Origin of the sequence: Paenibacillus sp. FSL W8-0194 (genome assembly GCF_037969745.1) — a bacterium.
Classification (GTDB): Bacteria; Bacillota; Bacilli; order Paenibacillales; family Paenibacillaceae; genus Paenibacillus_AQ; species Paenibacillus_AQ cookii.
This window is the reverse complement of record NZ_CP150205.1, coordinates 654460-678974: the sequence shown is the minus strand read 5'-3', so window position 1 is coordinate 678974 and position 24515 is coordinate 654460. Positions and strand designations below refer to the sequence as shown.

Annotated in this window: 22 protein-coding genes; 5 read left to right on the top strand and 17 right to left on the bottom strand. The window is 55.0% G+C overall.

What is annotated here, in order from left to right; translation table 11 throughout:
• Positions 1-2 precede the first annotated feature (2 nt).
• Positions 3-743, bottom strand: coding sequence for an IclR family transcriptional regulator (locus MKY58_RS02945; RefSeq protein ID WP_036707437.1), 741 nt, complete (start codon positions 741-743; stop codon positions 3-5).
• Positions 744-1024: 281 nt separating this feature from the next.
• Between MKY58_RS02945 and MKY58_RS02940 the strand changes: the two genes are divergently transcribed.
• Positions 1025-2056: an alpha/beta fold hydrolase gene (locus MKY58_RS02940; RefSeq protein WP_339323395.1), complete on the top strand. Its 1032-nt coding sequence runs from the start codon at positions 1025-1027 to the stop codon at positions 2054-2056.
• Between the two features lie 111 nt (positions 2057-2167).
• Here MKY58_RS02940 and folE read toward each other — a convergent pair whose 3' ends face one another.
• The 6 genes from folE to MKY58_RS02910 form a co-directional block, all read right to left on the bottom strand.
• The gene (gene folE / locus MKY58_RS02935; RefSeq protein ID WP_036707435.1) at positions 2168-2761 is read right to left on the bottom strand and encodes a GTP cyclohydrolase I FolE; all 594 of its coding nucleotides are present in this window, start codon (positions 2759-2761) and stop codon (positions 2168-2170) included.
• Between the two features lie 61 nt (positions 2762-2822).
• Positions 2823-3065, bottom strand: a complete 243-nt coding sequence (locus tag MKY58_RS02930; RefSeq protein WP_081992101.1) for a YneF family protein — start codon at positions 3063-3065, stop codon at positions 2823-2825.
• Positions 3066-3158: 93 nt separating this feature from the next.
• Positions 3159-4193 carry an HD domain-containing phosphohydrolase gene (locus MKY58_RS02925; RefSeq protein ID WP_339323394.1) on the bottom strand — a complete coding sequence of 345 codons (1035 nt, stop codon included), beginning with the start codon at positions 4191-4193 and terminating at the stop codon, positions 3159-3161.
• A 48-nt stretch (positions 4194-4241) separates the two neighbouring features.
• Positions 4242-6008: a tRNA epoxyqueuosine(34) reductase QueG gene (gene queG / locus MKY58_RS02920; RefSeq protein ID WP_339325031.1), complete on the bottom strand. Its 1767-nt coding sequence runs from the start codon at positions 6006-6008 to the stop codon at positions 4242-4244.
• Between the two features lie 48 nt (positions 6009-6056).
• A complete protein-coding gene (lepB, locus tag MKY58_RS02915; protein ID WP_339323393.1) occupies positions 6057-6662 on the bottom strand; it encodes a signal peptidase I in 606 nt (201 codons plus the stop codon).
• Positions 6663-6870: 208 nt separating this feature from the next.
• Positions 6871-7299 (bottom strand): GNAT family N-acetyltransferase, encoded by a 429-nt coding sequence (locus MKY58_RS02910; RefSeq protein WP_339323392.1) that lies wholly within the window; start codon positions 7297-7299, stop codon positions 6871-6873.
• 480 nt (positions 7300-7779) lie between these two features.
• Here MKY58_RS02910 and MKY58_RS02905 point away from each other — a divergent pair, with 480 nt between their 5' ends.
• Positions 7780-8394, top strand: coding sequence for a superoxide dismutase (locus tag MKY58_RS02905; RefSeq protein WP_036707423.1), 615 nt, complete (start codon positions 7780-7782; stop codon positions 8392-8394).
• A gap of 141 nt (positions 8395-8535) precedes the next feature.
• On the opposite strand, the gene MKY58_RS02900 is transcribed toward MKY58_RS02905, so the two are convergent.
• Complete coding sequence (locus MKY58_RS02900; RefSeq protein WP_339323391.1) at positions 8536-9411, bottom strand: LysR family transcriptional regulator; 876 nt, start codon at positions 9409-9411, stop codon at positions 8536-8538.
• Between the two features lie 231 nt (positions 9412-9642).
• Here MKY58_RS02900 and MKY58_RS02895 point away from each other — a divergent pair, with 231 nt between their 5' ends.
• Positions 9643-10629, top strand: a complete 987-nt coding sequence (locus MKY58_RS02895) for an NADP-dependent oxidoreductase (RefSeq protein ID WP_339323390.1) — start codon at positions 9643-9645, stop codon at positions 10627-10629.
• Positions 10630-10919: 290 nt separating this feature from the next.
• Here the strand turns inward: MKY58_RS02895 and mutY are convergent, their stop codons facing one another.
• Both mutY and acpS read right to left on the bottom strand, forming a co-directional pair.
• Entirely contained in the window at positions 10920-12086 is a 1167-nt protein-coding gene (gene mutY / locus MKY58_RS02890) for an A/G-specific adenine glycosylase (RefSeq protein WP_339323389.1), read from the bottom strand.
• 41 nt (positions 12087-12127) lie between these two features.
• A complete protein-coding gene (gene acpS / locus MKY58_RS02885; protein ID WP_339323388.1) occupies positions 12128-12523 on the bottom strand; it encodes a holo-ACP synthase in 396 nt (131 codons plus the stop codon).
• Positions 12524-12721: 198 nt separating this feature from the next.
• Between acpS and MKY58_RS02880 the strand changes: the two genes are divergently transcribed.
• Entirely contained in the window at positions 12722-13282 is a 561-nt protein-coding gene (locus tag MKY58_RS02880) for a helix-turn-helix transcriptional regulator (RefSeq protein ID WP_339323387.1), read from the top strand.
• On the top strand, positions 13251-14039 hold the full coding sequence (locus tag MKY58_RS02875; RefSeq protein ID WP_339323386.1) for a CPBP family intramembrane glutamic endopeptidase: 789 nt from the start codon (positions 13251-13253) through the stop codon (positions 14037-14039). Before MKY58_RS02880 ends, MKY58_RS02875 begins: the two co-directional genes overlap by 32 nt.
• A gap of 102 nt (positions 14040-14141) precedes the next feature.
• On the opposite strand, the gene MKY58_RS02870 is transcribed toward MKY58_RS02875, so the two are convergent.
• The 7 genes from MKY58_RS02870 to MKY58_RS02840 all read right to left on the bottom strand — a co-directional run bounded on the left by MKY58_RS02870 (position 14142) and on the right by MKY58_RS02840 (position 24475).
• On the bottom strand, positions 14142-16217 hold the full coding sequence (locus tag MKY58_RS02870) for a beta-galactosidase (RefSeq protein ID WP_339323385.1): 2076 nt from the start codon (positions 16215-16217) through the stop codon (positions 14142-14144).
• 20 nt (positions 16218-16237) lie between these two features.
• Complete coding sequence (locus MKY58_RS02865; RefSeq protein WP_339323384.1) at positions 16238-17278, bottom strand: arabinogalactan endo-1,4-beta-galactosidase; 1041 nt, start codon at positions 17276-17278, stop codon at positions 16238-16240.
• A gap of 12 nt (positions 17279-17290) precedes the next feature.
• Positions 17291-18169: a carbohydrate ABC transporter permease gene (locus MKY58_RS02860; protein WP_339323383.1), complete on the bottom strand. Its 879-nt coding sequence runs from the start codon at positions 18167-18169 to the stop codon at positions 17291-17293.
• Between the two features lie 17 nt (positions 18170-18186).
• Positions 18187-19083 (bottom strand): ABC transporter permease subunit, encoded by an 897-nt coding sequence (locus MKY58_RS02855; protein ID WP_339323382.1) that lies wholly within the window; start codon positions 19081-19083, stop codon positions 18187-18189.
• 194 nt (positions 19084-19277) lie between these two features.
• Positions 19278-20969 (bottom strand): sugar ABC transporter, encoded by a 1692-nt coding sequence (locus MKY58_RS02850; protein WP_339323381.1) that lies wholly within the window; start codon positions 20967-20969, stop codon positions 19278-19280.
• Positions 20970-21071: 102 nt separating this feature from the next.
• A complete protein-coding gene (locus tag MKY58_RS02845; RefSeq protein WP_339323380.1) occupies positions 21072-22712 on the bottom strand; it encodes a response regulator in 1641 nt (546 codons plus the stop codon).
• Complete coding sequence (locus MKY58_RS02840; RefSeq protein ID WP_339323379.1) at positions 22709-24475, bottom strand: histidine kinase; 1767 nt, start codon at positions 24473-24475, stop codon at positions 22709-22711. Before MKY58_RS02840 ends, MKY58_RS02845 begins: the two co-directional genes overlap by 4 nt.
• Positions 24476-24515: the final 40 nt, after the last annotated feature.

Genomic DNA, 24515 nt, shown 5'->3' with positions numbered 1-24515 from the left:
GTCTAGATCATCAGTCCCATTTCATGGGCCGCTTCCATCAGTACCGGCGCAAACTCATGCAGCGTATCCTCGCCGATCCGGCTGATCGGACCGGATACGGAAAGCGCCGCAGCCACTTCCCCCCTCCGGTTCACGATCGGCACGGCTACCGCGGCCGCTCCCGGCTCGCGCTCTTCGAAGCTGGTCGCGTATCCGCGCTCCCGGATCTCCGCCAGCATGCGAAGATAACCTTCCGGATCGGGCATCTCCGGCCATTCCGGATCGCCGAACAACTCCCGCCGGTCTTCCTCCGAAGCAAAAGCGACAAGCACCTTGCTCGAAGCTCCGACGTACAGCGGCAGGCGGGCGCCGACCTGGGCCACGCGGCGGATCGCCTGGTTGCTCTGCACCGCCTGGATCCGCAAGCGGTCTTTTCCGTCCCGCAAATACAAGCTCACCGTTTCCCCGAGTCGGTCGCGCAACCGCTCCATCGCCGGAAGAAGCAGCACGGCCGGATCATCGCTTTTGGACAGATGCGTGGACAGCTCCCATACCTTCAGCCCCAGGCGGTATTTTTCCGTTGCCGCATCCCGCGCGACGAATCCCTTCTCCTCGAGCGTCGTCATCAAACGATGCACCGTGCTTTTATGCAGGCCGATCTGCCCGGCGATTTCGGTCAGCCCGAGCTCGCTGCTTTTGGTAAAACACATCAATATGTCAAGCGCGCGCTCGACGGCGCGTACGGTTAATTTGCGGTCTTCCATTCCTGTTCCCGCCCCTCTTAATGTTTCACCAAATGAAACATGGTTACAATAATTATAAAAAATTCAGCCCCCAAAGTCTACTTTTTCGCTAAAAATCTGTTTGGGCGGCGCTAAAAAAAGAAACCGTTTTTCGGGGCCAGGCCGATTGACTTTAGGCGATCTACCGCATAGGATATAGAGTAAAATTTTTTCTGTTTCCGAATCGGGTGTATAATAGGTAAACTAGAGACAGGCTCGAAATTTGTAGAATCCTGAAATTTTGATATAAAGGAGGGGCACGCATGAATATGGCAACCCGAAACGACGCCCAAATTTCTCCCCCCTTGACCGAGACACCCATTCCACTATCCCCGCGGCTGATCCGCGTGAAGCATATTCTCGTTGCCTTGCTGCTGTCGGTCGTGTTTTTCCTTCTATTTTGTTTTATCGCCTTGCACGCGTACATCGCTTGGGTGCTTTCGAACCCGACCGTTGCGCCGCTGTATTCGAATCCGAAGCAGGCGAAAAACATGGCCTACGAAAACGTGACCTTTCCCGCCTTGGACGGCAGCCGGATGATGCAGGGCTGGTACATTCCCGCCGCCGGATCGAAAAAAACAATCGTGTTCAGCCACGGCTACGGCGCAAACCGCGAGGAAACGTGGATTCCGATGTACGATCTGGCCCATTACGCGCACCGGATGAATTTTAACGTCATCATGTTCGATTACGGCTTCGCGTCCCAGACCAGCAAGGCGGTGGCCACCGGCGGCAAAGCCGAATCGCAGCAACTGCTCGGGGCGATCGAGCTGGCCAAACAACGCGGCGCGAAGCAGATCGTCGTGTGGGGCTTTTCGATGGGAGCCGGGACGGCGCTTCAAGCCGGGCTGCAAACCAAGGATATCGACGCGATGATTTTGGACAGCACCTTTTTGCTGGAGCCGGACACGTTGTACCATAATATCAAAAACCAAATCGACCTGCCGCGCCATCCGTCGCTCGAAATTTTGGAGCTGCTGTTCCCGGTGCTTAACGGAACGAGCCTTCACCAAATTCCTTACCAGCAGGTCAAAAAGGAAGATTACCCGTTCCCGATCTTTTTCGTTCACGGCACGGAGGACGAGAAGGCCCCTTATCCGATTGCCGAAAAATTGGCGTCCAACCAGTCGAATCCGTATTCGGACGTTTGGATCGTCAAAAACAGCCATCATGAGCTCATTTTCCGCGAGCATCCGCGCGAGTATCTTCGCCGCGTCTCCTCCTTCCTCGCCAACGTGAAGCTTGCCGAACGGAAGGACATCGACAATGCGCCCATGATCCAAAACAAACGGTAAACAGCCTTTCGCCCGTTTGGATCAAGGCGCTTCCGAAGCCCGGGCAAACAAAAAAGGCATCATCGAAGATCCGATTCGGGTCTTCCATGATGCCTTTTTATGATGTTCCGATTATTCTTTGATCAAAGACAAAAACTCGGCTCTGGAAGCCGGGTCCTCGCGGAAAATGCCGCGGACCGCGGATGTCACCGTTTTGCTGCCCGGCTTTTTCACGCCGCGGGCGCACATGCACAGATGTTCGCCTTCCACGACCACCATGACGCCATGAGGCTGCAGAACTTCGACCATGATGTCGGCAATTTGCGACGTGATGCGTTCCTGAACCTGCAAACGGCGCGTGATCGCCTCCACCAAACGGGCCAGCTTGCTCAGTCCCGCGATTTTGCCGCTCGGAATGTACCCGATATGGACTTTCCCGAAAAACGGAGCCATATGATGCTCGCATTGGCTGTAATAAACGATATCCTTGACGATCACGAGCTCCTCGTGGTTTTCATCGAAGGTAACGCCCAGCACATCCCTCGGGTCCACTTCGTACCCCGCAAAAATTTCCTCGTACATCCGCGCCACGCGCGCAGGGGTTTCAAGCAGGCCCTCCCGCTGCGGGTCTTCGCCGATCAATTTCAAAATTTCCGCGATGTGGTGTTCCACCTGTTCACGGTTTTCCCGAACCTTGTTGTTTACGTAGTCTTTAACGCCGGCCACGGCACTTCCCTCCTCTCGCGGCTTCTTTTTTGTCGCTTCACGGATTTATCGACAATCCGGCTTATTTGCGTTTGCCTCCGCCAGGCTTCTTTTTGCCGCTGAACTGCGGATTGTTTTTCATCATTTGCTGCGCTTTCTGCATTTGACGATTGTTTAGATTATACCCCATCTGTTTGGCCATTTTTTGCAGCATTTGTGGATCACTCTGCATTTTCTCCATTTGCTTGCGCAAATAAAACACGCCGATAAAAAAGCCGCCGACCAAGCCGACGATCAGCGTAATCACAGGAATGACATATTGCATGTTCCGCCACCTCATCGTTATAAATCAATACTTTGCGTGCATAGCAACACGAACCTATCATAGCATGTCCCCGTGTGGCTCGCAAATGGATTTCTACGATAAAACCGCCTCGATGAATACCGTCGTCTCCTTCGCCAAATCCAGCTCTTTGACGTCGAACCGGCTGGCCTCCCCCTGAACGATCCGGATGACCGGACGCCCGGGCAGGCCGCGATGCTGGCGGACGACGACGCCCGTTTGCTTGGTGGACAAACGTACCGCCGTCCCGTTCGGATAAACGGATACGATCCGGTTGAACTGCAGCAGCACTTCATGGTCCAGCTGCTTTTCCGACATCGCCATCATTTCCTCGCAGGCTTCGTGCGGCAGCAGCTGTTTGGCCTGCGGATGCAGCGGATGAACGAGCCGTTCGTAGGTGTCCGCCGCCGACACGATTTTGGCGTACAGATGAATTTCATCCCCCGCAAGTCCCCGGGGAAGGCCCAGACCGTCCACCCGTTCATGGTGCTGCAAGGCCACGTGCGCGATCAGGAGGCTGAATTCCCTTCTGCTTTTCAGCTTTTCGTATCCTCTCCAGGTATGATGTCCTTTGAGGTCGGGAATGAGCTGATCTTCTTCACTCATGCCCGTTTTGCCGATGTCGTGCAGGAGGGCCCCCGTCGCAAGTTCCTTCAGCTGTTGATAGTTGAGGCCCATGTTGATGCCCATGACGCTGGATAACAGGCATACGTTGATGGCATGTATATATTGGCCGTTGTCTTTCGTCCGGATATCGGTCAATTGGACCAACACTTCCTTGTTGCTCATCACGTCCGTCAACAAGCTGTCCACGCTGCTCCCGATCATCTGGGTGTTCCAATCCTTGCCGGAACGGATCGCCTCGAACGTGCTGTTCATGGCTTGGATCATGCCCTGCTTCGTGGCCTCGCTGAGCATATCGTCCGTCTCGACGTCCTCGAACATCGGATCCTGGATATACAGCATCGTCACGCCGATCCGGTTGAGCGTGCTGATCATGTACACCGTCAATTGAACGCCGGCGCCCAAAAGCACCGTCCCGTTCGCGGAGTAGATCGTTTTGCCCAAATACTGCCCGGGCTCCACATGGTCTATGCTCACATACCTCATCGTCTTCCCCCGATTTCGGAGCGGCCGAAAAAAGAACCCTTCGCCGCTTTACTCTTCGATCCGCTTGTTTCTTTCGGGGAGCGCATTTTCGTGGTTCAAAAGCTTCCGTTTCGTTTCAAGCCCGCCGCTGTAACCCGTCAGGCCTCCGCCTTCCTCAAGCACGCGATGGCAGGGAATGATGACCGGAACGGGGTTTTTGTTCACGGCTCCGCTGACGGCCCGCATCGCTTTCGGTCTCCCTATGGTCTCTGCGATCGTCCCGTAAGTGCGGATCTCTCCATAAGGAATATCGGCAACTGCGTCCCAAACCTGAAGCTGGAACGATGTGCCGCGCAAATCGAGCGGAACGTCGAACGTCTGCCGTTTGCCCGCGAAGTATTCGCCAAGCTGGCGTTTGGCCTCTTCCAGTCGTGCATCGTCGTGCTCCAATTCGCCGCCTCCGCACCAGGTGCGGGACCATTTTTGCAGGACGGCTTCCTTGACGCTAAAGCTGCCGAATTCGATCAGGCACAGCCCTTTGTCGGTGGCGCATAACGTTAACGGCCCGATGATCGACTGCATTTCGTCATAATAAATCGTTTCCGGTTCTCCGCCGAGCGCCGGCGAAAATTCCGATGCCTCGTTTTTGTTTTCCGCTGCGTCCGCTTTCGTTTGCGATTGAAGTTGCGCTTTGGCGTCCGTGAGCATTTCCCTTACTTTCTCGTCCTGCTCTTCCGCCAATGCTTTATTCATGATGTCCAATGCCTCTTCGCCTCCTATGCGTCCCAGCGACCAGGCGGCGGTTCCCCGCAGCTCCGGCCGTGGATCTTTCAGCAGCACCTCTCCGAGTTTGGGCACCGCAGATTTGTCTTTGTAATTACCGAGCGCGATGACCGCGTTGCGCTGGATCGGTTTCCGGCCCCGCCAGGCGGCGGCGCTTTCGCCGAATTTTTCTTTGAACTCCCGGTTGCTCATGTCCAGAATCGGCAGCAGCAGCGGCCGGTCTTTGTCGGGCACCGGCAACAGGTCCGGATGATGCGTCCAATGCTTGCCTTTGTTTTTCGGGCAAATCACCTGGCACGTATCGCAGCCGTACAGCCGGTTGCCGATTTTACGCATGACCTCGTCCGTCAGAAATCCTTTCGTTTGCGTCAAAAAGGAGATGCAGCGCTGCGCGTTCAGCTGCCCCGGACCGACCAGCGCGCCCGTCGGACAAGCGTCGATGCATAGCGTGCAATCCCCGCAATCCTCCGTCACCGGCGTATCCGGCGGGAACGGGATGTTCGTGACCATCTCGCCGAGAAAAATCCAGGAGCCCCATTTCGGCGAAATGATGCAGCAGTTTTTGCCGCTGAAGCCGATTCCGGCGCGCTCGGCGACCGCCCTGTCCACAAGCGCCCCGGTATCGACCATGCTTTCCATGACCGCATCCGGCACCCGTTCGCGGATAAAAGCCTCCAGCTTTCCCATCGCCTCGCGCAGCACCTGATGATAATCCTTGCCCCAAGATGAACGCGACAAGACGCCCCGGTATTTGCCGGGTTCGTTTTTCGGCGGGTTTGGCATTTTGGAGGAATACGCGACGGCGATGGAGATCAGCGAGGCTGGTTCTGCGGAAGGCAATGCGGGGGTGATTCGTTTATCCAAATCCGGCTCCTCGAAGCCGGACTCATACCCAAGGTCCCGGTGATTTTGCAAAATGGCTTTTAACGATACGAAAGGGTCCGCGGAAGCGAAGCCGATCTCGTCGATGCCGAAATCGGCCGCCGCCTCCTTGATTTCCTGCTTCAGCTGCTCCCACCGGGAAGGCGGAGGAGCATAAGCGGATGGATTCATGGTTGTCAAAAGCTTGCGCCTCCTTTACAGCATGCATTCAAACCGATGTTACAAGCCCTTGATTTGGGAGATCGGCCAAAAAATGAATTCGGCCCTGCCGACGATCGCTTTGGCGCTGACGCTGCCGAAAGAGCGGCTGTCTTTGCTGGCGCGGGCATGCCGGTTATCCCCCATCACGAAATAATGATCCTTGTCCAGCTTGACCGGACCGAAATCCGGATCCTGAATTTCGACCTCGGTATACGGCTCCGTCTGGACCTCGCCGTTCACGTAAAGCTTGTGGTCTTTGACCTCCACCGTATCGCCGGGAACGCCGATGATCCGTTTGACCAGATATTCCTTTTTATCCGGCCCGTTGCTCGGATCATGCAGCACCACGATTTCGCCCCGGCTCGGCGATTTGAAATCGTACACGATTTTATCGATAAACAGCCGTTCCTTCTCATGCAGCGTGGGCTGCATGGATTGGCCTTTGACCATCGACAGGTTAAACACGAACAAATTCAGCAGCATCATGATAACGAACGCAATGACGATCGTTTTCGCCCAGTCCCACACTTCGGCGGCAAAACTGCGCTTTTTCGGTTCCGCTTCGGGCGGCCGTCCCGGATCGTTCCCGGAGCGCCCCTGCTCTTGCAGTCGAGCTTGATTCATGCCACACCTCATTTTTAGACAAATTCCCCTTATATACAGAAAAGCATATCTTGCGCGGTTTTGCAACGGCAGCAAAGATATGCTCAATATAGAAAATATTGTTTGTTGACAACAATAATGGATGTGTTTTTTGTAATTTCTGGCGTTTTGGGCATGTCCGGACGGCGGCCGCACACACGCAAAGGTTATTTTTAGTTATGAAACTAAATTAGTGCTGCGGGCTTATGATGCTCAGCTTCTGGAATGCTTCTAGCACCTTGTTGGCACCGTAACCCATCGCTTCGTAAAGAGGCATCGCTGCTTGGTTATGCTCGTCGCCCGCGATCCATATCCGGCTCACCTTCCGGTTCTGGAAACGCTGCTCCATCGCCGACACAAGGGCTTTGCCGACGCCTTGGCGGCGGTAGTCGGGATGAATGGCAATGCGGTAATAGCAGCCGTGGTTGTGCTCGATCGTGCCGATCAACGCGCCCACGATTTCATCGTCTTCCTCTGCGACCAAAATCAGCTCCGAATCCCAGGACAACTGCCTGGAGAACGGCCCCATCGTATTCCGGTAACATTCTTCGGACAAGGCAATCTTCATCAATTCGGTCACATCGGTACAATCACTTAACTGAAAGGAACGAACACGCATGATTAAATCTCCCTTTTTCGTCAGCTTGTTTGGATCCTCGGAAGATCAAGCTCCTCTTATAATCCAGAATAAATATTACGACAAAAAACGTTAAATTCCTGCTTTATCATCCATTAAAGCATAGTTTTCTTTAAAAAACACGCTTTTTCTTTTGAAAGCGCTTTATAGCAAACGTTTTCAATGTAATATAAGTTTATAAAACCAGATATTGGTTATTTGTCCGCGCATAATTATCCGTAAAACGGGTAATGGTTAATATGGGTTATAGGCCTTTATAACCTAATCGCACGGTCACGCAGACTTTTTAAACATAAATGTTGATTTAATTGAAAAAATACGGTTTAATTGTACTTGGAAGCATTACTGTTTGAAACCGGTCAATAAAGGAAGCCTTCGCCAACCGCGGAGTTTCCTTTATGAAGAGGATCAATGTTCATTGATTCCTTGAATAAAAAGAAAACAATACAGGAGGTATTTATCATGGCATTTCAATTACCTGCACTTCCTTACTCCAACGATGCGCTCGAGCCGCATATCGACGCCCAAACGATGGAGATCCACCACGACCGTCACCATAACACCTATGTAACGAACTTGAATGCAGCGTTGGAAAACGCTCCTGAACTGCAAAATAAAAGCTTGGAAGAGCTGCTGACCAACCTGGACAGCGTGCCTGAAAGCATCCGTACCGCAGTACGCAACAACGGCGGCGGCCATGCCAACCACAGCATGTTCTGGGAAATCATCGGACCAAACGGAGGCGGCGCTCCAACCGGCGCTTTGGCTCAAGCGATCGACAGCGAGCTGGGCGGATTCGATAAATTCAAAGAAGACTTCGCCAAAGCGGCTGCAGGCCGTTTCGGTAGCGGCTGGGCTTGGCTGGTTGTCGGCAAAGACGGCAAACTTGCTATCACAAGCACGCCGAACCAAGACAACCCGATCATGGAAGGCCAAACTCCGGTTCTCGGCCTGGACGTTTGGGAGCATGCTTACTACCTGAAATACCAAAACAAACGCCCTGATTACATCGCCGCTTTCTGGAACGTTGTAAACTGGGACGAAGTCGGCAAACGTTACGACGCTGCCAAAAAATAATAAGGGTTCATGAGGTGACGGGCCGTTCCGTTGCCGTCCGATCCCTAGAGAAGCGGTTCAAGCCTAGGCTTGAACCGCTTTTTTATTGCTGCAGCAAGATCATTTGGAAACACGCCCCTCAAGGCCCGTGCCGGGTTCCGGTCAATTTTTTGCGAAATACTGGACGACGAAATCGCGGAATTCCCGGGCAGCGGCCGACAGGTACCGCTGTTCATGCCATGCCAAGTAATATTGGCGCCGGCATCCGGGATCCTCGACCGGAACTAAAACGAGGTCCGAATCGGCATTCTCTCCCCTTTTGCAGCCGAACAAAGCAACACCGATTCCGGCTCGGACCAGGCTCAGAATCGCCGGGGGTTCGTCAACCCTGCAAATGTACCGGGGGACGGCGCCAGCCTGTTTCAGAATGTCGTCATTCATTTGTTGAAATATAAAATCCTCCCGATACCCGATAAAGGGCTCCCTTGCCGCTTCCTTCAAGGATATACGGCTGCGCCCAGCAAACGGATGCCCGAGAGGAACTGCCAGATACAAATCCTCGCTTAGTACCGGAACTTGGGCGCAATCGGTTTGCTCCACGGGCAGCGGCGAAAAGCTCAGATCGGCTTCACCCGAAGCAATATGATGAGCCGACTGCGCCGGAGAAACATGGGAAATACGCAAGTTCACCTCCGGATGCAGGGCCAAAAATTCGTTCATCGCCCCAGCCATCCGGTCCAAGTTCGATGTGGCTAAATGGATGCCGCCTTTCTCCAATCCGGCCAGGTCGGCCACCTCCCGTTTCCCCTCTTCCAACAGCCGCAGCGCCTGCTCCGCTTTGTTCAAAAACGCCTTTCCGTACAGGTTCAAACGGATTTTTCCTTTGTTCCTGTCGAATAGCGGAACGCCGATATCCTCCTCCAGCCTCGAGATCGTCTTGCTGAGCGCCGGCTGCGCGATTCTAAGCTCCCGAGAGGCTTTTGTCATATGTTCCAGCCTGGCTACCGTTCTGAAATACTGCAGTTGAAGAAGTTCCATGCCGATCCTCCCACATCATATACTCAAGTATATAAGTATTATAACTATATATATATTTTCGTTTATCACATGTTGATTATAAAATGGGATTCAAAGGAAAATCAATGCGGCGTTCCGGCAAACGCTTGTGAACATACAGGAAAGGGGATTGCTTAGCTTCATTTCGGGATGGGATTCGCAAGCATGACTGAAGCTATTCGTCATCATATTTGAAATAAAGGAGTGAACGGCATGAAAGCTGTTGTTTTCAATCATTTTGGTTCGCCCGAAGTATTAGAGCTGGCCGAACTTCCACTCCCTGTGGCAGGTCCCGGCTTCATTAGAGTCCGCGTTAGAGCGGCAGGGGTAATGCCGTTCGATTGTTGGGCTCGTGAGGGGAACATTCCGGCTGCGCATTCCCGCCCTTTCCCGATCATTCCCGGCAATGAGTTCGCCGGCATCATCGATCAAGTAGGAGAAGGCGTGAGCGGCTTTGATTCCGGCGACGAAGTACTCGGCTTTACGACATTCGGCGGTTATGCCGAGTATGTGGTCGTCAGCCCCGAACAAATCGTGCGCAAACCAAGTTTTATGCCTTGGGAAACGGCAGGCGGATTTTCGGGGAACGGTCAGGGAGCGCATATGGCTTTGCAAGCCCTTGGAATTCAGAGGGGGGATACGGTACTGATCCATGGCGCGGCGGGCGGGCTAGGTACCTTCTCCGTACAACTTGCTTTTGCATGGGGAGCGAAGACCGTTATCGGCACGGCGAGCGAAGCGAATCATGATTACCTCCGCCGGCTGGGCGCCATTCCGGTCCGCTACGGTGATGGGCTGGCAGAGCGCGTGCGCGCTGCCGCCCCAGGCGGCGTGGATGCTGCGTTGCATGCGGCCGGAGGGGACGACGTCCTGCGTATGACCGTCGATCTTGTCCGCAACAGAAGCCGAATCGTGTCGATGCTGCCGGGCGATCTCGCCCGGCAGCTCGGCATCCGGCAGCTTGACGGCCAACGCAGCAAGGAGAGACTGGCAGAGCTTGTTGATCTTTATACCCAAGGCAAGGTGGACATCCATATCCGAAACGTCCTTCCGCTTCACCGGGCCCAAGAAGCTCATCGAGAGATCGAAAGCGGTCATGGCCGTGGAAAGATCATCCTGTCATCATTCAATCAGCATCACAATGGCCGTGGGGTAAACTCCTCCAAAGAAGCAAAAAGCAAGCATAGCGGATTAAACTAACGGGATACGATAGTTTTATAATCGAGGGTCGATTTAGTGGAGGATTTTGCAAAAATCCAAAGAGCGACTTTCAATCAGCAATAGATAGAGCGAAACGGTTTAATTCGTCTATATATTTTACCCGGGAGCAGCCGGAATCGAATTTTACAAAATCCAGACTGAACAAAAATGCTGCTGTAAACAACAAAAAATGGATAGAGTTCAGATCTCTGAAACCTCCATCCATTTTTATTTTCACCATAAGATGTTTAACATTGTATTCAACCAACTCCGCGCTTCCACAATTCGACTTAAGGCCGCTTCCCCTTAAAATGCTCCCTGAGAATTCTCAGGAACACGTTCGGAAACGCGTACAGCTCCATCTCTTCTTCGCTGATCCAGCGGTACTGCGGGCGTTGCGTGCCACCGTCAGGATCAGCATCAGCCGCGTAAGCCTCCCCGGATTCGGCCACGGCCACGGAAAGCAAATCCTCTTCGCGGCAGCGGTACACCTGAAGGTTCCAATGAATATGGCTGAACGTATGCTCGGCATCCATCATGAACCCTTCCGGCCGTGCGTGAATCCCCTCTTCCAGCAGCATGTCCGCCACGATATCCATGGCCGGCTCGTCCGGGAGCCTTCCCTTGCGGCTTTGCGGAATCTGCACATGCGGCAGCTCCCACATTCGGGCGAGCAGTCCCTCCTGCGGACGTTGACGGATCAGGACCTTGCCTTCGTGCGGACCCGATCCTTCGACCAGAGCGACCATCCGGTACTCCGGACGCGGCGGTTTCGCTTTGGTTTTCACCGGGAGCGATTCCTCCACTCCCTCGATCCTTGCGGCGCAATGCTCCATGACCGGGCAGGTCAAGCAGTGCGGCGATTTCGGCGTACATACGAGCGCGCCAAGCTCCATCAGCGCCTGGTTAAAATCCGAAGCCCGTCCTTCGGGGATCAATTCCGTGACGAGTCCCTCCATGAGCGCCCTCGTGCTTCCTTTCATGATGTCTTCTTCGATCAAAAAATAGCGCGACAGCACGCGCATCACGTTGCCGTCCACCGCCGGCTCCGGTTTGTTGAAGGCGATGCTGAGAATCGCCCCCGCCGTGTACGGGCCGACGCCTTTGAGCGCAAATACCGCCGCCCTGTCATCCGGCACCTGTCCGCCGTGAAGCTCCTTTACCTGCTTGGCGGCCGCCTGAAGATTTCGTGCGCGCGAATAATACCCAAGGCCCTCCCAGCATTTCAGCACGTCCTGCTCCGGCGCGTCCGCCAAAGCCTCGACGGTCGGAAACCTTTCGATAAACCTGTTGAAATAAGGGATCACGGTATCGACGCGCGTCTGCTGCAGCATGATTTCCGATACCCAAATATAATAAGGATCCCGGTGGCGGCGCCACGGCAAATCCCGTTTATTTTCCATGTACCATTCCAGCAGGTGCCCGCTGAAATACTCTTTTTGTTCCGCTTGATCCATAACGCTGCTTCAAATCCTTCCGCTTTCTTCTCCCAAAAGCTTTACGCTCTTTTTTCGATCACCGCAAACGCCGAAGCCAGCTCGGTCTGATGGGATATGGTCAAATGTATGGCATACTCCGGCTCGCCCGGAAGATTCAGGCGTTCCCACGCTTCCCTGCTCAGGACGGCCACCGGCTTCCCCACGGAATCCGGCAAAATTTCGATGTCGCCAAAGCCGATTTTACTCCCGATGCCGCAGCCGAAAGCTTTGGAAATCGCCTCTTTGGCGGCAAAACGGCCGGCAACGAACTCCGTCAGCTTCCCGCCTCTTTTTCTGGCTTCCTCCCGCTCTTTTTCGGTAAGCACCCGCTCCATGAACCTGAATCCAAGCTGTCCGCTTAGCAAAAGCGCAAGCCGCTTGATTTCCAGCACGTCATGCCCGATTCCGTGAATCAATGGACCACACCTTCCTTCCGTGACATACAAACTCTATTGTAGCAGGAGACATCCCGGGAAGCGAGTCCATGCCGGCCATATTTCCGACAGAATCAGCACGGAAATTTTTGTTAAAAATATCCTTGACGATTCGACTGCTTCGCCGCTATATTTATATCAAGACGATACATCGAATCGATACATTAGAGGTGAACTGCATTGATCGAATACATTATTTTGGGTTTATTGATGGAAGGAGACATGAGCGGGTATGAGATGAAGAAAACCATCGACCTGTCCGTAGGCATGTTTTACAAAGCAAGCTACGGCAGCCTGTATCCGGCGTTGAAGCGCATGGCCGAAAAAGAATGGGTATCCGTCACGGAAGAAGAAGGCAGCAGCAAAAACAAAAAGATATATTCCCTTCTTCCCGAAGGACGCAGCCGTTTCATGCAATGGCTCGAAAAGCCGCTCACGCTGGACCGGAACGAATTTTTGCTGAGAGTCTTTTTCTATGATTATTTGGATGATGAAACCCGCAGGCTTCGCCTTCATGAATGCCGATACAACTTGAACCGGGAGATCGGCCGCTTGCAGGCCGTCGAGGAGATCGTGGCCGGGGAGCTTGCGGAAATTCCCGACCCGCAGAAGCATTACTTCAGGGTTTCCGTGCTGTCGTACGGAAGGCATTTTTTTCTTATGTTAAAAGATTATGTGGATCAATTGCTTAAAGGAGAGGAATCGAGCCATGAGAACAACGGTCACACCGGTAAACCTTAACGTCCCTTTTTCGGAAAAACGCCCCATCCTCAGCGTTGTCCTGATCGAACTGCTGCTCCTTGTAGCCATGTTCGCCGCCGGAGCCTACGCCACCGTTCAGAAGCTGAGCTACACCGCGCCCGTGCTGATCGCTTTTATTCCGATTTCGATCGTCCTGCTGATCGGCCTGACATGGAAAAAAAGCTGGCGCCGTTACGGCTTCCTGCCGTTAAACGCCATTCCGGGACAAAATTTGGTCTACTACCTCCCGCTTGTCCTGGTACTGGGATGCATCGCTTTGAACGGGTTTAGAACCGTTTCGGTCCGCGAGGCTCTGTTTTTCGTTTTTTTCACCTTGCTGGTCGGTTTCGTGGAGGAAACGGTGTACCGGGGTCTGATTCTGCATATTCTGCTTCGCAAAAAAAGCATTACCGCCGCTGTCATCACCTCAAGCCTGCTGTTCTCCGTCACGCATATGCTGAACATGTTGTCGGGCCAAAGCGCCGAAGACACGGTAGTTCAGCTTGTTTACGCCCTGCTGACGGGCGCTGCCCTAGCCCTGCTCATCGTCAAGAACAAAAACATCCTTCCGCTGATTTTCTATCATTTCATCCATAACCTGATCCAATTTCTCGGCCCTGACGGCCGGTCGGTTTCCGTAATGGATTATGTCGTCCTCGCGATCCTGCTTCTTCACTGCTTGTGGCTGATTCTCAGCCTCAACAAAGCAAAGGGTGCAGCCCGTATTTCGGGTTCGTTCGAACGAGTGGCCCCATAAACGAAAACTTTGGCGGCGTATTCGCCGCCGGCTTATGCCAGGCTGCCGTATCCCCATCGGGCATACAAAAAGCGGAGCCATGGACGGCCCCGCCTTTCATCCCTAAAGCAAATTTCTCGTCTTCCTTTTCAAGATCCGGAAACCGTGCTTGTTCAGCTCCATTCCGCCCTCTACGGTTTCCCCGCTCAACACGTCGGTGTACTGCCTGGAATCGAGCTTTACCTGCTGCACCCGGCCGCTGAAGTTCAGAACGAACACGTAGTCCGTGCCTCCGTCCGATCTCAGCTGTGCCGTGACCCCTTCGGGAAGCTCCGTATCGATCGCTTGGCGGACCCCGGCCTCCCGGATCAACCGAGCATAAAAATCGGCGTAAAACGGCTCCTTCGCCCGCGATGCCAAATAATACGCTTTGCCTTCCCCGTAAGCATGAACCGTCAGCACCGGACGCCCTGCATAAAAATCGTCGCCGTATTCGGCAAGCACCCGGGCGCCTTCCGGGTGGATCAAATCGCACAGGTCGTATAACCCGTATGATCCTTCAAGCCCCAATGCGTTGTCTTTGAGGCATACCATCTCGTTGCGCTCGCCTTCATGCAGGCCGTCCATCTCCTCGGACCAAATGCCGAGCACCTGCCGCAGCGGCCCGGGGAATCCGCCCAAATGGCACAGGTCGCTTTCATTGACGATCCCCGACCAGTACGTGGCGACAAGCGTGCCTCCCCCGGCGACAAACGCCTCCAGGGCGGCGCCGGCTTGCTCCGTGCACAGATACATCATCGGTGCCACGATCAGCTTATACCTGGAAAAATCGTCTTCGGAGCCGATGACGTCCACGGGTACGCCCATGTTCCACAAAGCCCGGTAGTGCTGCATCACCGTGTTTTCGTAGTCGATGCCCCGGTTCAGCGGTCCTTGCGCATCCTTCACGGCCCAGCGGTTGTCCCAGTCGGCGATGATCGCCGTCTCCGCCGGAACGCCGGAGCCGGTCACCTCGGCGATCGTATCCAGCAGCCCGCCCAGCTCGGCCACATCCTGAAATACGCGCGTATGCTCGTGACCCACATGGTCCACGACCGCTCCGTGAAATTTCTCGCTCGAACCGCGGCTTTTCCGCCACTGAAAATACTGCACGGTGTCCGAACCGTGCGCCACCGCCTGCAGCGACGACAACAGGTGCATGCCCGGCCGTTTCAGCTTGCTGACCGGCTGCCAGTTCGTCAGGCTCGGCGTGCTTTCCATCAGCATGAACGGCCGCCCGCCCTTAAGCGAACGGAACAGGTCGTGATTGAACGAGAACCAGGCGGCAAGCTTGCCCGGCTCCTGCGTATCATGCCAGGTCGGGTACGCGTCCCAGGAGATGACGTCCAGCATGTCGGCAAATTTGCGGTAATCCAGGCCCTCGAACCAGTCCATCATGTTGGTCGTCACCGGCAGATCCGGCCGGATCGCCTTAAGCGGGGCGATTTCGGCCCTGCAGAAATCCGCCGTTTGGTCCGTCACGAACCGTCTCCAGTCCAAATTCTGACCATGGACCATCTTCTCCCCGTGAGGGGCGGGAGATTCGATTTGCGACCAGTCCGTGTACGTATGGCTCCAGAACGCCGTCCACCAGGCGCGGTTCAGCGCTTCAAGCGTGCCGTAGCGCTTTTTCAGCCATTCGCGGAACGCTTCCTGGCAATAATCGCAGTGGCATTCTCCGCCGTATTCGTTGGAGATGTGCCAGCCGACCACGGCCGGATGGTTGGCGTACCGCTCCGCCAGCTTCGTGTTGATGATGCGGGTTTTCTCCCGGTAAGCCGGCGAAGTGTAGCAGTGATTGTGCCGTCCTCCATGCAAATTGCGTACCCGGTTCTCGGAAACCCGCAGCACCTCGGGATACCGCTGCGACAGCCATGCCGGCCGAGCGCCGCTTGGCGTTGCAAGCCACGCGTAAATTCCGTTCGCGGCAAACCGGTCCAGCACCCGGTCCAGCCATTCGAACGTAAACGTCCCCTCTTCGGGTTCCAGGGCGGCCCAGGCAAAGATGCCCACGGCCATCACGTTGCATTTCGCCAGCTTCATCAGCCGGATATCTTCCTCGAGCACTTCCGGACTATGCTGCCACTGGTCCGGATTATAATCGGCCCCATGCATGAACCCGGTAATTTTCGGGCTGATGGGCGGATAAGTTTTCACCATGTATAACTACCTCGTTTCAGTTATGGAATGTACAGCGCAGGCAGCGGGCGGCCGTCGTGATCGAACAGCGTAAGATTGCTCCAATTGTTCGCGTGGCCGACCGACCACTCCCTCTGCGACGGGATCCAGCACGGCTCCCAATAATAAAACCCGATCCCACGGCCGCCCTGCGTCCTGCGGATCACGTCCGCGAATGCCTTCATGTACGCCGCCTGCCCCTCCGGCGTGGCCGGATACGCGGCGGGCAACGCCTCATCATTCTCTACGATGAGGGGAAAACCCTCCTTGGCACGGAAAGTCCACGGGTAAGCCGTCTCCACGACGATCAGGTCCCGGCCGTACCGCGCCGCCAGATCGTCCAGATTACGGCTTAGCTGCTCCAACGGGCCGTGCCACCAAGGATAATAAGACAGACCGATGACGTCATAATCGATTCCTTCCGCTTCCATCCGGTCGAAGAACGACCGGCTCCCTTCCGGATCGCCGCCCCGGTCGATATGCAGCATGATCCGGACGGACTCATCCGTATCCCGCACGGCGCCGATGCCCGCCTTCAGCAGGCCGCACAATCGGGCCCACTGTCCGTCAGCCGCGCCAGGATCCCCTGCAGCTCCGATCCTGCCGTCCGGCCACAGCATGCCGTACGTAATTTCGTTCCCGATCTGGACCATGTCCGGCAGCGCGCCTCCCGCCCGCAGCACGGCAAGCACTTCGTACGTGTAGTCGTAAACGGCCTGCTCCAGTTCCCGGCCTTGGAGGTCCATCCATAACGCAGGCTTCCATTGGTTCGCCGGATCGGCCCAGCGGTCCGAATAATGGAAGTCAAGCAGAAGCTGCATCCCGAGCGCCTTCACTCTTTTGGCCATCAGAAGGGTCCGTTCCAGATTGCAATACGTTCCGGGCGGGTCGTTCCAGATCCGCAGCCGGATGGAATTGACGCCGCCATCTCGGAGGATGCGCAGCGCATCCCCGCTTTCGTTTGCGTCATGAAAAACGCCCCCTCCCTGCTCGATCTCGTCGAGAAAGGATACGTCCATGCCCTTGATCCATGCTGGTTCCATGCCCATCCCTCCTTATTCTTTAACCGATCCCAAAACCAGGCCTTTAACGAAATATTTCTGCAGAAACGGATAGACGAGCAGCACCGGCAGCGCGCCGATGAAAATTTGCGCCGCGTTGACCGTCTTTTGCGACAGCAGCGCCACTTCCTTCGGATCGATGCTCATCGAGCTCATGTCCTTCTGCACAATGACCGTCTGGAGAAAGGTGGCCAGCGGAAACGACTTGGAATTGTTCAGGTACAGCAGCCCGTCGAACCAGGAATTCCAATGAAATACCATGCTGAACAAAGCCAGCGTCGCGATGGACGGAAGCGAAACCGGAAGATAAATCGCAAAAAGCGTACGAAAATGTCCGGCGCCATCGATAAAAGCAGCTTCTTCCAGCTCCGTCGGGATTCCCCGGAAAAAGTTGAGCAGCAAAATCGTCAGATAAACGTTAACCGCTCCCGGCAGCACCAGCACCCAGAAGGAATTGATCAGATGAAGCTTTTGGATGACGATATAAAAAGGCACCAGCCCCCCGCTGAAAATCATCGTGAACACGAAGATCCACGAATACGCGGTTCTCGCCTTAAACACACGCGATTCCTTGGACAGCGGATATGCCGCCAGAAAGGCAAGCAGCAGCGTCAAGCCGGTCCCGATGACCGTCCGTTTGACGGACACCCAGATGGAATGCAAAAAGATCGGGTTGTCGATCGTTTTTTTATAGGCTTCGGTCGAAAATTGTACCGGCCAAAGGCCGACGAGGTTGGCGTCCGCCGCCGACTTGGCGCTGAACGAAACCGCGAGCACATGCAGCAGCGGAATGATGCACGCGAGCGACAGGAACAGCAGCAGGATCGTGTTGAAAATGGTAAACAAGCGGTATGAAGCGGTTTTATGATACATGCTTTTATGTCCCCCTCTTAGAAAATCCGGTAATTCGCCAGCTTATACGCCAATCGGTACGAGATCAGGATCAGCACCATCGAAATGACGGACTTGAACAATCCGATCGCCGTTCCGAGCCCCATCTCCCCGTTCAAAATCGCCGTGCGGTACACGAAGGTGTCGATGATGTCCCCTTTTTGATATACGAGCGGGTTGTACAGGTTGAATATCTGGTCGAAGCCCGCATTCAAAATGTTGCCGAGGGCCAGCGTGCCGACGACGACCGCGATCGGCAGCATCGACGGGATGGTGATGTGCAGCGTCTGCTTCCAGCGGGACGCGCCGTCCACTTCGGCAGCCTCATAAAGCGACGGGTTGACGTTCGCCAGCGCCGCCAGAAAGACGATCGTCCCGAAGCCGAATTCCTTCCAAACGTCCGAAACGATCACGGTAAAGCGGAACCAGTTGTTGTCGCCGAGGAAAAAGATCGGCTGAATGCCGAACCAGGAGCTTAAAATCCGGTTCAGGAAACCGCCGTCCGTGGACAGGAAGTCCAGCAAAATGCCGCCGAGGATGACCCAGGACAAAAAATGCGGCAAATAGACGAGCGTCTGGACGAAACGCTTGAAAAACGCCCTTCTCACCTCATTGAGCAGCAGCGCAAACGTAAACGGCGCCACCAGGTTCAGGACGATTTTGAGCGCCGAGATGATCAGCGTGTTCCAAATGACCTCGATGCTGTCCTGCCGCGCGAACAAGGTCCGGAAGTTGTCCAGCCCGACCCACTCGGAATGCGCAAATCCGAGCCACGGCTTGAAATTTTGAAAGGCCATGACGATCCCTGCCATCGGCACGTAGCTGAAAATAATGAGAAACACGAGCGCCGGCAGCACCATCGCGTGCAGCGGCCAGTTTCTTTTTAAACGGTTCATGCGCGTTTTCCCCCTCATGATTGCTTATCTCCTTCTAGGTACCGACATTATAGCAAGGGGCCCGAAGCGGCCTGTAGCCCATAAAACCAACATAAATGGCACTATTGCAACCAATTGCGAAAAGCCCTGCCGGGAATCGGCCGCACATCAAAAAGCGGCATGCCATCGCATGCCGCCCGTTTGCCTTTTGCCGGTTATTTGCCCAGCTTGGAATACCAGTCGTTCACTTCATTCGTCATCTGATCGCCGCCAGAGGCTTTCCACTGCTCGACGAACTTGTCGAAGGCCTCTGCGCCCTGCTTCCCATAGATGATTTCGTTGAAGGTCTGGTTCTCGATTTTATTGAGGTAATCCAGCTTGGATTTCATAGTGGCCGTCGTCGGGCCGGTGTACATGTTCGGATAAGCGATGCCTTCCTGGGACATCAGCACTTTGGCCGCCGCCGGCGTTTCCAGGCCGTAGTTAAGCTTCACTTCTTTTTCCAGGCGGGTCGTCGCTTCCTTGCCGTCCGCCAGATTCAGGAGCGCCTTTATTTGGGCGTCCGGAATGCGCGCGCCGTCCCGAACGAGCAGGTAGCGCAGGCTGTTGACGTAACCTCCCGGAATTTGGTCGTACCGCAGCGGTTTTCCGCTCGCGTCGAAATCGTAGTCGTAGCCTTTGAACAAGCCGTTTTCGAATACGCCGCCCGGTTTGGAATCGGCCAGATTGTCATACATGTAGTTCTGGTACGTAAAAAACGCTTCCGGATGCTTCATGTCCTTGTTGATCAGCGTCACGCCGTTGGTAAACAGCGTCCCGTGGCGCCCGGCCTTGCCGTCCGGACCGGCGGGCAGAGGAATCGGTTCCCAGACCGCGTTTTTGGCGTTTTTCACCGTGTCGGAAAGCGGCCAGCCGCTCATCCAGTAAGGCCCCGGAATGATCCCCGCCTTGCCCGCCACCGCCGGTTCCGAGGTTTTGTTTTCGTCCCAAAGCGCGGCTTCCTTCGGGATATACCCTTTATTGAACCATTCGTTCAGCTTCTGCAGTCCCGGCTTCATGGCCGGGTTGATCGAGCCGTACTCCAACTTGCCGTCCTGGCCTTTGTTCCACTGCTGCGGAATGGTGCCATAGGCGCCGAAAATCCAGGAAGGATCGCCCATCCATGTATTCATCGTCGTCTTGAACCCGATGCTGAGCGGAATGACCTCGTCCGGCTTCAAGCCGTCCGGGTTTTTGTTTTTGAAGGCATCCATCACCTTTTCCAGCTCATCGATCGTTTTCGGAGCCGCCAGGCCGAGCTTGTCGAGCCAGTCCTTCCGGATCCACAGCAAATAATCGTGGTTGTACGCATAATCCAGCACCGGAATGCCCATTTTTTGGCCGTCGCGGATGTACGGGTTCCACACGTTCGGATCCTGCTCCATCGCTTTCTTCCAAGTATCCGATGCATACTTGTCGAACAGCGATCCCACCTCCCGGAACATGCCCGAATCGATCAGGTCCTGCGCCAGCTGCGCATCGCCGATCGTCACCACGTCCGGCATTTCCTGGCCGGAGGACATCGCGAGGCGAAGTTTGGTCGCAAAAGCGTTGTTCGTGTCGGTCACGGACCAAAGCGATTTGATGTCGATCCCAAGCGTGTCCTTGGCCCATTTGGTGGCGACGTTGTTTTCGATCGTCTCCCCGTTCTTGAATTTCAGCTCCGGATCCACGCCCCAAACGGTGGTGATGGTGACCGGCGGATCGTATTTTTCTTTATAAGCGTTTTCGCTTCCGGATGCGGCCGGCGGATTTTGCGCCGAGTCGGCAGCCTCTCCGCCCTTGGAACCCGAACATCCGGCGAACAGCGCGCTGACCAGCACGAGGCTGGAAGCCAGCATCCATGCTTTTTTCGTATAAGCCTTCATGTCGCTCCCCCTTTATAGATCTTGCTACATGTTTCATTATAGAGGCGTCCGATTTTCCGTCCCATGTCATTCTTCGAACATTTCTGCACCTTTTGCAACCAGTTACTGATCCCTGAACTCGTTCGGATTGAGGCCGTAATGCTTTTTGAACATTTTGCTGAAATATTGCGGATTTTGGTAACCGAGCTCGGCGGTGATCTCGTATATCTTTTTGTTCGTTTTTTTCAACAGGTAAAGCGCCCGTTCCATGCGCATGCGGATAATGTAGTCCCCCAGGCTTTCGCCCGTTTCCGCTTTGTAGATTTTGGACAAATAAACCGGGTGCAAAAAGACCTTGTCCGCAATCGTCTTGACGGACGTGTCCTGTCCCAAATCCCTGGAGACCAGCTCCTGCACCTGATGAATGATATAGCTCCTCGTATACCGGTCGCTCGCCGACAGCTCCGTCCGCAGCTTCGCCAGCATGGCTTCGGCCCATCCTTTCAGCTTATCGAGCGAAAGAACCATGCTGGGGTCATGCATCAGGTCAAAGCCCGACTGGTCGATCTGGTACGCAAACTGCCCCTGCTTGTGGGCTATGTACATAAACGCATTGGTCATCAGGAGGTACACCTCGTACAGGTGCTCCCGGGTGTAGTTCGTGTTTCGCAAATCCTTAAACACTTCGTCCACCTTGCTGCGCGCCGCGTCCCATTGCTTCGATTCAAGCAGATGGATGAGCGTCGGCGGCTTATACAGCGACTCGATGGATTGGACCGGCCGGGCATGCCCGGCCTGCAAATCCTCCAAATACATGATGGCCCCCGCTCCGTCGCACCCGGACATCATGATGCTTCCAAGCCCCGACCGGTAAGCCTGGGCCACCCCGTGCGGGAACCGGAACCAGTCCGAAATGACCATTCGGATGTCGCCCTTCAAATAACGGCTAACCTGCTCGCGGAAGCTTTCGGCCCGCTCGTGCAGCCGCCGTCTCCGCAGCGATTCGAAGTCCGGCGACCGCTCGATGCGATGCCGGAAGGAAGGCTGGGGCGACGCCAGCATGACGAGTCCGTCATGCGGGGCTTTGCAGATCCAAATCGCAAAGGAGTCGGCAAACACCTCTTCCGCGATGTTGCCGACCGCATACTCCATCAAGGACATGGAATGATGATCGTAGTGGGCGAACTTCCCGCCAAGCTGCATCATCAGCAGCACGGCGGGCTCGTCCACCGTCATCCCGATGTCGTATTGGGCCAGCTTGTCCGCCACGGTTCGCTCCGACCAGGTTCGTCCTAATACCAGATCATGCATCAGGCTCGTTTTCAGCACGGGGGAACCCGATTTGACCGCGTAGGCCAGCTTATGGTATCTTTCGGCGGCCTCCCATTCGTCCTTCAAAGCTTCGATCGCGTTCGTAAGGCTGCGGATAAACTCCTCGTCGTCGACCGGCTTGAGGATATAGTCAAACGCCTGCAGCTGCAGCGCCTTTTTTGCATATTCAAAATCCGAGTACCCCGTCAGCACCATGCAGCGGATATGCGGCCATTCCCGCTCAATCCGTTCGATCAGCTCCAGGCCGTCGATCTCGGGCATGCGGATATCCGTCACGACGATATCGATGGATTGCTCGCGCAGAACCGCCAGGGCCGCCTCCGCGGAATCGGCCCGGTACACCTTCTCGACGCCGAGATCGTTCCAAGGAATCGTGGCTTCAATACTTTCGGTGACGTAGGATTCGTCGTCCACCAGCAAAATTTCGATCATGCATGTCCTCCCCTTTGCGTAACTGTCCGTTTCGTTTCCTGCCCGGCCGGCCAGTACAGCTCAGCCCTCACTCCGCCCAGCGCGGACGGCATAAACCTGAGGCCCGCGTCCTCGCCGTAGCGGATCAGCATGCGCTGCCGCACGTTCCAAAGACCGCAGCCCGTCTCTTCGTTCATCGGCCGGGACAAGGAGCGGCGCAGCTCCTCCAATTCCGGGCCGGTCATGCCTTTGCCCCCGTCCTCGACCCATATCCGGATTTCGGTTGCTCCGATTTCGCCTACGATCCGGACGCATCCCCCGCCGGACCGGGGTTCGATGCCGTGAAGCACTGCGTTTTCCACGAGCGGCTGAACCACCAGCAAAGGCACTTCCCACCGCTGCATCGCTTCCGGTACGTCGATGGAAAATTCAAGCTGCGGCTTGCGCATCTTCTGAATCTCCAAATAATTGCGCACGAATGCCAGTTCCTCCGCAAGCGGCACGACGTCCCGCTCCTGCCGGGTGGTGTACCGGTAATAACTCGACAGGTTTTGGGACATCGCCACGACCGCCTTCATGTTCCCCAGCTTCGCCATGCTTGAGATGAAGGAAAAGCAGTTATAGAAAAAATGCGGGTTGATCTGCGACTGCAGCTGCTTCAGCCTCGCTTCCCTGGCATGAATCCGTTCCATATACACGTTTTCGAACAGCTCCTGGATTTGCTCCACCATGGAATTAAAGCGCCCGAACACGAAACCGAACTCGTTGTTCCCTTTGGCCTGCAAACGGATGGAGTAGTCCTCGTGCTGAAGCTTTTTAAAGGCGACGACCAGCTTTTTCACCGGAACCTGTACCTGGGCGTACAGCATGTATGCCGCCAGACACCCCAAAAGAAGCGTGAGGCCTACCGAAAAATAGAACAAGCGGTTCGACTGTTCAATCGGCGCCACGATCTCCTTCAGCGGCATATAGTCGACAAGATACCAGCCCGTCGTGGCCGAAGCAGCCACATTGACCAGGTAGGTCTGCCCGTCGAGCTCGAGCGTGCGGTTCTCCTCGGCCTGGAGCGTTTCCTTCTGCAGCTGGCGCAAAATCCGTTCCGTCAGCGGCTTGTCCGCCGACCGGTTGTAAATGACGCCCAGACCCGGCTTGAAGTATACGGGATCCCTGCGCCCGTCGCTTTTGAATTTGTCGAGCATATCCTGGATGTTGCCGCTTTCGAACTGAAGCTCAATGATCAGGTTCGCGTCCTCCGGATGACTGAACGAGGAGTAGGGATAAGCCGTAAACAACGAAAACACGTAATACGCCTCGTCTCCCTGCCCCATTTTTTTCACCTGCCAGCCGGGCTTCATCCGCTTCTTGAGATCGTCGTTGTCATAGTGGTCCACATCGTTGTCGGATACCACCCTGCCAAGCGACGGGGAAAATATGTAAAGCTTCGTTTTCCAGTTGGAGGAGCTTTCCTGGATGTTGAGCTTGGTCTGGATTCGTTTCACCACGTTAATGATATCGAGGTTAAAATATTCGCTGCTTAAAAAAATGTCTTTAAACCCGAAAATGTCGGGATCCTGGATCAGCAGGTTCGGCCACAGCGAAAACAGGTCGATGTTCGTATTAACCTGCGACTGGAAAAAACTCAATTGGTTTGCGTTCGATTGGTTAAGCTCCGTTCCCAGCACTTCCGTGCTCGTACGGTTGGAGTAATAGTAAAGCCCTACGATCGGGACGAGCATCATGACGAGAAGAAGGACCATTTTTCGGAACAACGTATGTCTGGGCACGGGAAATTCACACCTTACGTCCATAATTTTATCTGATGAA

Coding starts and splice junctions, on each gene's coding strand:
- MKY58_RS02945 (WP_036707437.1), bottom strand. CDS start 743: ATGGAAGACCGCAAATTAACCGTACGCGCCGTCGAGCGCGCGCTTGAC.
- MKY58_RS02850 (WP_339323381.1), bottom strand. CDS start 20,969: ATGAAGGCTTATACGAAAAAAGCATGGATGCTGGCTTCCAGCCTCGTG.
- MKY58_RS02930 (WP_081992101.1), bottom strand. CDS start 3,065: ATGCAATATGTCATTCCTGTGATTACGCTGATCGTCGGCTTGGTCGGC.
- MKY58_RS02925 (WP_339323394.1), bottom strand. CDS start 4,193: ATGAGGTATGTGAGCATAGACCATGTGGAGCCCGGGCAGTATTTGGGC.
- MKY58_RS02910 (WP_339323392.1), bottom strand. CDS start 7,299: ATGCGTGTTCGTTCCTTTCAGTTAAGTGATTGTACCGATGTGACCGAA.
- MKY58_RS02865 (WP_339323384.1), bottom strand. CDS start 17,278: ATGGAACCAGCATGGATCAAGGGCATGGACGTATCCTTTCTCGACGAG.
- MKY58_RS02870 (WP_339323385.1), bottom strand. CDS start 16,217: ATGGTGAAAACTTATCCGCCCATCAGCCCGAAAATTACCGGGTTCATG.
- MKY58_RS02900 (WP_339323391.1), bottom strand. CDS start 9,411: ATGGAACTTCTTCAACTGCAGTATTTCAGAACGGTAGCCAGGCTGGAA.
- MKY58_RS02940 (WP_339323395.1), top strand. CDS start 1,025: ATGAATATGGCAACCCGAAACGACGCCCAAATTTCTCCCCCCTTGACC.
- MKY58_RS02845 (WP_339323380.1), bottom strand. CDS start 22,712: ATGATCGAAATTTTGCTGGTGGACGACGAATCCTACGTCACCGAAAGT.
- lepB (WP_339323393.1), bottom strand. CDS start 6,662: ATGAATCAAGCTCGACTGCAAGAGCAGGGGCGCTCCGGGAACGATCCG.
- MKY58_RS02905 (WP_036707423.1), top strand. CDS start 7,780: ATGGCATTTCAATTACCTGCACTTCCTTACTCCAACGATGCGCTCGAG.
- MKY58_RS02855 (WP_339323382.1), bottom strand. CDS start 19,083: ATGAACCGTTTAAAAAGAAACTGGCCGCTGCACGCGATGGTGCTGCCG.
- MKY58_RS02875 (WP_339323386.1), top strand. CDS start 13,251: ATGAGAACAACGGTCACACCGGTAAACCTTAACGTCCCTTTTTCGGAA.
- MKY58_RS02895 (WP_339323390.1), top strand. CDS start 9,643: ATGAAAGCTGTTGTTTTCAATCATTTTGGTTCGCCCGAAGTATTAGAG.
- MKY58_RS02860 (WP_339323383.1), bottom strand. CDS start 18,169: ATGTATCATAAAACCGCTTCATACCGCTTGTTTACCATTTTCAACACG.
- queG (WP_339325031.1), bottom strand. CDS start 6,008: ATGAATCCATCCGCTTATGCTCCTCCGCCTTCCCGGTGGGAGCAGCTG.
- mutY (WP_339323389.1), bottom strand. CDS start 12,086: ATGGATCAAGCGGAACAAAAAGAGTATTTCAGCGGGCACCTGCTGGAA.